Raw genomic sequence first — 5260 nt, forward strand, 5'->3', positions numbered from 1 at the left:
AACCCCGCCCGGACCATGGCTCGGGCGAGTTCCACCACGGTCTCCATGCGCTTTGAGGCCTCCCCCGGGGGGAAGGAGAAGATCTCGGCCCGGAACCCGGCTTCCGAAAGCAGACGGCAGAGGTCCTCGGCCACAAGCTCCCGCACCGTCTCGTCCGAGACCAGGGCCAGATCCCGCACCTCAAGCACCCGGGGAAGGTCCTCCGGAAGCTCGGTAAGGATCCCCCCGCCGATAAGGATCTCGTAGGGTTCTCTCGTAGAAACGGTAAGGACTCTCATCTTTCGGCGGCGGAAACCAGCTCCGAGAGAAACCGCTTAACCCGTTCCGGGGCCCTTTTCCCCTCGGACTCAACGATCCTCACCAGGGCGCTTCCCACCACTAAGGCCTCGGCGTGCGGGGCAAGAAGGCGCACCTGCTCGGGCTTAGAGATACCGAACCCCACGGCCACCGGAACCGGCGAGACCTCCCGGCAGAGATCAAGCCTTAAGGCCAGGTCCTCGGGAAGCCGATCCCGGGCCCCGGTGATCCCGGTGACCGAGACATAGTAGAGAAACCCGGTTGAGGCCTCGGCGAGGCGTTTGAGTCTTGCCTCGGGCGTGGTGGGAGCGGCAAGGAGAACAGTGGCAAGGCCCCGTTTTCGGGCCTCGGAAAGCCAGGGGCGGGCCTCCTCCAGAGGGAGATCCGGAATGATGGCCCCGCAGAGCCCGGCTCTTCGGGCCTCCCTGGCGAAACGTTTTATCCCGAAGCGGAAGAAGGGGTTGTAGTAGCCCATAACCACCACGGGAAGGGGATATCCTTCGGCGTAAAGCCGAAAGACAAATTCCAGGAAATCCTCAAGGGTGGGTCGGTGGCGTAAGGCTCGCTGGGTTGCGGCCTGGATGGTGGGCCCGTCGGCAAGGGGGTCGGAGAAGGGAAACCCCAGTTCCACCACGCTGGCTCCGGCCTCGGCCGCGGCCCAGAGAAAGGCCCGGGTGGTCTCAAGGTCCGGGTCCCAGGCGCAGAAATAGGGAATGAGGGCCGCGCGCCCCTCCCGATTCCGGGCTTCTATGGCCTCCCTTACCCTTTCGGCCCCGGTCATCTCTTTTCCTTTCGCGAAAGATATTCCTTCACCGCGGCCACGTCCTTGTCCCCGCGGCCGGAAAGGTTCACCACCACGATGGCGCCCTTGGGGAGCCGATCCGCGATCTTGGCCAGATAGGCCACGGCATGCGCGCTCTCCAGGGCCGGGATGATCCCCTCGGTTTCGGAAAGGAGACGGAAGGCGGAAAGGGCCTCCTCGTCGTCCACGGCCACGTATTCCGCCCGGCCGCACTCCTTGAGAAAGGCGTGCTCCGGCCCCACCCCGGGATAATCAAGCCCCGGAGCAATGGAATGCGCCCCTTTGATCTGCCCCACCCGATCCTGGAGGAGATAGGTCATCATCCCGTGGAGCACCCCGGGTTCGCCTACGGTGAGAGTGGCGGAGTGGCGGTCGGAATCAAGGCCCTCTCCTGCGGCCTCCACCCCCACAAGCTTAACCACCTGATCCCTTACGAAGGGATAGAAGATGCCCATGGCATTTGAGCCCCCGCCCACGCAGGCGATGACCATATCCGGAAGGCGCCCCTCAAGGCGCAGGATCTGCCGGCGGGTCTCCCTTCCGATCACGCTCTGGAAATCGCGCACCATCATGGGATAGGGATGGGGCCCCACCACGGAACCGATGACGTAAAAGGTGGTCTCCACGTGGGTGACCCAGTCCCTTATGGCCTCGTTTATGGCGTCCTTTAAGGTCTGGGTCCCGGAGGTAACCGGCACCACTTTCGCCCCGAGAAGCTCCATGCGGAAGACGTTCATGGCCTGGCGCACGGTGTCCTTGGCCCCCATATAGACCACGCATTCAAGCCCGAGAAGCGCGGCCGCGGTGGCCGTGGCCACCCCGTGCTGCCCGGCCCCGGTCTCGGCGATGATGCGGCGTTTGCCCATGCGCCGGGCCAGAAGCACCTGCCCCAGGGTGTTGTTGATCTTGTGGGCCCCGGTGTGAAGGAGGTCCTCCCGCTTAAGATAGATCTTTAAGTGCCCACCCAGAGCCTCGGAAAGCCTCCTTGCCGGATAAAGCGGGGTGGGGCGCCCGGCGTATTCTTTAAGGTACCAGGAAAGCTCCCGGCGAAAGTCCGGATCTTTCCGGAAACGACGATAGGCCTCCTCCAGCTCGTAAAGAGCCGGCATCAGGGTTTCGGGGACGAAGCGCCCGCCGAAGGGGCCGAACTTTCCATGACGGTTGGGTAGCATGTCCCTATTTAACTTGATGGAATCCCTCTTGACAACCGCGGAATTCAAACCCGGTTTCAGGCCAGTAGCACCGCCACGATCCCGGTAAGAAAGATCCCATCGAAGGTACCGGCTCCTCCGATGGAGGCCACCGGGGCTCGAAGACGGGGCAGATCGCGCAGATGCAGAAGATCCGCCCCGATAAGGGTGCCCAGAGTCCCGGAGATATACGCCACCGCCGGGGCCTTCTGCGGCACCACCAGAAGGGCGTAAAGGGCTGCCACGATAGGGGGAATGAGAAATGGTACGGCTATCCCTACTCCGGGTACCGGCCGGGCCAGATGATAACAGATCCAGCTCACCAGAATTACTCCCAGCAGGGGAGCAAGCAGGAATCCGTGTTTAAACCAGAGATAAAGCGAAAGCAGGGTGGGAATGAGCCCTCCCCCCACATTCAGGGCCACCACGGTATGACGTTCGGCTACCCTGGGAGGCACCGCGTACGGAATACCGAAAAAACGCACCAGGGTCTCTTCCAGAGGATCCGGAGGCCGGGGTACCCGGGCCAGCGGCAGATTGATATGGCTTCCTAGCAGGGAAGCCATGAGAAAAAGGAAGATCTGATTGACAGAAAGCCCGAGTTTTTCGGCGGCTATAGCGATAATCCCCACGTGCACGATGACAAAAAGAACGATCAGGAATAAAAAGAGGAAAAAGACGAAGAGCAGGGCAAAGGGACTGAAGATCAGCATCTTAGACGGACTCCACCTGATAACCCTGCGATCTCAATTCCTGAAGGAAGACCTCCCCATCCGGCACCCTTTCGAAAAACTCGGGAGGACGGGTTTCCGGGATCCCGTATCGAGCCAGGGAGCGGGCACAGATTACCAGCCTCCCTCCATCCAACACGAACTGTCGCAGGTAACGAAAGGGGTCGGGATCGCAGCGGGGGCATCGAACCACTCCCTCGTCCTTGATCAGGATCACCTCGCTTTTTTCCTCGCGGGAAAGCTCCGCGAGCTTCGATTTTAACCGCTCCCAGGCTTCGGAGGTTTCCACCACCCAGACCTTCATGCGGAACCCTGCAAGCGTTTTACCACCTCTTCGGGAGAGAGGTCCTCCCGTTGGCCAGTGCTTCTTTCCTTGAGCTCCACCCGCCCGGTCTCTTTGAACCTCCGCCCCACAATTATCTGGAAGGGGATACCGATAAGATCGGCATCCTTAAATTTTACTCCCGGACGCTCATCTCGATCGTCCCACAGGGTTTCCACCCCGGAGGAATTCAGGGTGTGGTAGATGCGCTCGGAAATCTCCATAAGTTCGGCTTCCGGTCCCAGGGTAAGGATCAGGGCCACAAAGGGGGCTATCTCCCGGGGAAAGATGATCCCGGCCTCGTCGTGATTCTGTTCAATAGCCGCGGCCACGGTGCGCCCGATTCCGATCCCGTAACAACCCATCACCATAGGGCGTTCCTTCCCCTCCCGGTCAAGGAAAGTGGCCCGCATGGCCTCACTATATTTGGTCCCGAGCTTAAAGATATGGCCTACTTCAATACCCCGGGTAATGGCCAGCGGTCGCCCGCAACGGGGACAGGGATCTCCCTCGGAGACCACGCGCAGGTCGTAAAACTCGGGCTCTGGAAAGTCGCGACCGTAGTTCACGTTTATGAGGTGGGCATCGGGTTCATTGGCCCCGGTGACGAAGTTCCGCAGGCCGCGCACCGAAAGATCGGCCAGGATCCGCACCCCGGAAAGCCCCACCGGCCCGGCAAACCCCACCGGGGCCCGGGTAATCCGCTCCACGGTCTCCGCGTCGGCCATCTCCACCTCCGGCACCCCGAGGAGGTTCCGGAGTTTCACTTCGTTGAGTTCCAGGTCCCCCCGGATGAGGACCGCCACCACCTCGCCACCGGCCTTAAAAAGCAGGGTCTTTACCAGCCTTGAGGGGGAAACCCCGAGGAAGGCGGAAACCTCCTCCACGCTCTTTACTCCGGGGGTGGCAACCTTCTCAAGCGGCTTTTCTTTTTCCTGGGGGTAGGAAAATTCCTTTTTGCTTTCGGCCAGCTCTACATTGGCCGCATATCCGCAGGCCTCACAAAGGGCCAGGCGATCCTCGCCGGTCTCGGCAAGCACCATGAACTCGTGGGACTCCGAGCCCCCGATGGCCCCGGTATCGGCCAGCACCGCCCGAAAGCGAAGCCCGCAGCGGGAAAAGATGCGTTCGTAGGCCGCATACATCACCTCGTAGCTCCGGTTAAGCCCCGCCTCGTCCGCGTCAAAACTATAGGCGTCTTTCATCAGGAACTCCCGGGCCCGCATGACCCCGAAACGGGGGCGTATCTCGTCCCGGAACTTGGGGGCGATCTGATAGAGGATAAGGGGAAGATCGCGATAGGAGCGCACCTCCCGGCGCACAAGATCGGTGATGACCTCCTCGTGGGTGGGACCCAGGCAGAAGTCGTGTTCCTTGCGGTCCTTGAAGCGCAGAAGTTCCTTGCCGAAGTTGTCCCAGCGTCCGGTCTCCTGCCAGAGTTCCGCAGGCTGTACCAGGGGAAGAAGCACCTCCAGGGCCCCGGCCCGGTCCATCTCCTCGCGGACGATATTTTCCACCTTGCGCAGGCTCCTTAGCCCCATGGGGAGCCAGGAATAGATCCCGGAGGCCAGTTTACGGATCATCCCGGCCCGAAGCATCAAGCGGTGACTTACCGCTTCGGCTTCGGCCGGGTCTTCTCTAAGGGTGGGTAAAAAATACTCCGAGAGCTTCATGGAAGAACTTCCGGATTAAGGGCTTCCAGATACTCTCCTCCCATTCGAACCAGGAGGACCCCTCGGCGGTTGGCCAGAGGGACCAGATCTTCGGGAATCCTCATGGCTGCAAGTACCGGTATCAGGCGTTTTCCCTGCACCGGAGAGAAACGTTCCGGCAGGTCCTCCAGGGCCTTCCGGAGTTGGTCGAAATCATCGGCCCGGGCGGTGCTTTTTACCTCCACCACAAAGGCCACCTCGTCTTC

5 protein-coding genes and 2 pseudogenes are annotated in these 5260 nt (G+C 61.2%); all 7 read right to left on the minus strand.

All coding sequences use genetic code 11. The annotated features are described in order from the left end of the window. A pseudogene (locus F8J34_RS00845) lies at positions 1-278 on the minus strand (3-dehydroquinate synthase); the annotation flags it as partial. Next, positions 275-1078, minus strand: coding sequence for a tryptophan synthase subunit alpha (gene trpA, locus F8J34_RS00850; RefSeq protein WP_297055411.1), 804 nt, complete (start codon positions 1076-1078; stop codon positions 275-277). The pseudogene F8J34_RS00845 and the gene trpA, both read right to left, overlap by 4 nt. Beyond that, positions 1075-2271, minus strand: coding sequence for a tryptophan synthase subunit beta (gene trpB / locus F8J34_RS00855; RefSeq protein WP_297055415.1), 1197 nt, complete (start codon positions 2269-2271; stop codon positions 1075-1077). Before trpB ends, trpA begins: the two co-directional genes overlap by 4 nt. A gap of 56 nt (positions 2272-2327) precedes the next feature. After that, positions 2328-3002 (minus strand): DUF1614 domain-containing protein, encoded by a 675-nt coding sequence (locus tag F8J34_RS00860; protein ID WP_297055418.1) that lies wholly within the window; start codon positions 3000-3002, stop codon positions 2328-2330. Between the two features lies 1 nt (position 3003). Further along, on the minus strand, positions 3004-3324 hold the full coding sequence (locus tag F8J34_RS00865; RefSeq protein WP_297055421.1) for a hypothetical protein: 321 nt from the start codon (positions 3322-3324) through the stop codon (positions 3004-3006). Beyond that, a complete protein-coding gene (locus F8J34_RS00870; protein WP_297055425.1) occupies positions 3321-5015 on the minus strand; it encodes a proline--tRNA ligase in 1695 nt (564 codons plus the stop codon). Before F8J34_RS00870 ends, F8J34_RS00865 begins: the two co-directional genes overlap by 4 nt. Next, positions 5012-5260, minus strand: a pseudogene (locus F8J34_RS00875) (hypothetical protein); the annotation flags it as partial. The gene F8J34_RS00870 and the pseudogene F8J34_RS00875, both read right to left, overlap by 4 nt.

Source organism: Thermosulfurimonas sp. (genome assembly GCF_015491435.1).
In the GTDB taxonomy this organism is placed as follows: Bacteria; Desulfobacterota; Thermodesulfobacteria; order Thermodesulfobacteriales; family Thermodesulfobacteriaceae; genus Thermosulfurimonas_A.

Excerpts from the sequence above, each read along its gene's own strand:
- trpA (WP_297055411.1), bottom strand. The coding sequence starts at position 1,078 with ATGACCGGGGCCGAAAGGGTAAGGGAGGCCATAGAAGCCCGGAATCGG.
- trpB (WP_297055415.1), bottom strand. The coding sequence starts at position 2,271 with ATGCTACCCAACCGTCATGGAAAGTTCGGCCCCTTCGGCGGGCGCTTC.
- F8J34_RS00870 (WP_297055425.1), bottom strand. The coding sequence starts at position 5,015 with ATGAAGCTCTCGGAGTATTTTTTACCCACCCTTAGAGAAGACCCGGCC.
- F8J34_RS00865 (WP_297055421.1), bottom strand. The coding sequence starts at position 3,324 with ATGAAGGTCTGGGTGGTGGAAACCTCCGAAGCCTGGGAGCGGTTAAAA.
- F8J34_RS00860 (WP_297055418.1), bottom strand. The coding sequence starts at position 3,002 with ATGCTGATCTTCAGTCCCTTTGCCCTGCTCTTCGTCTTTTTCCTCTTT.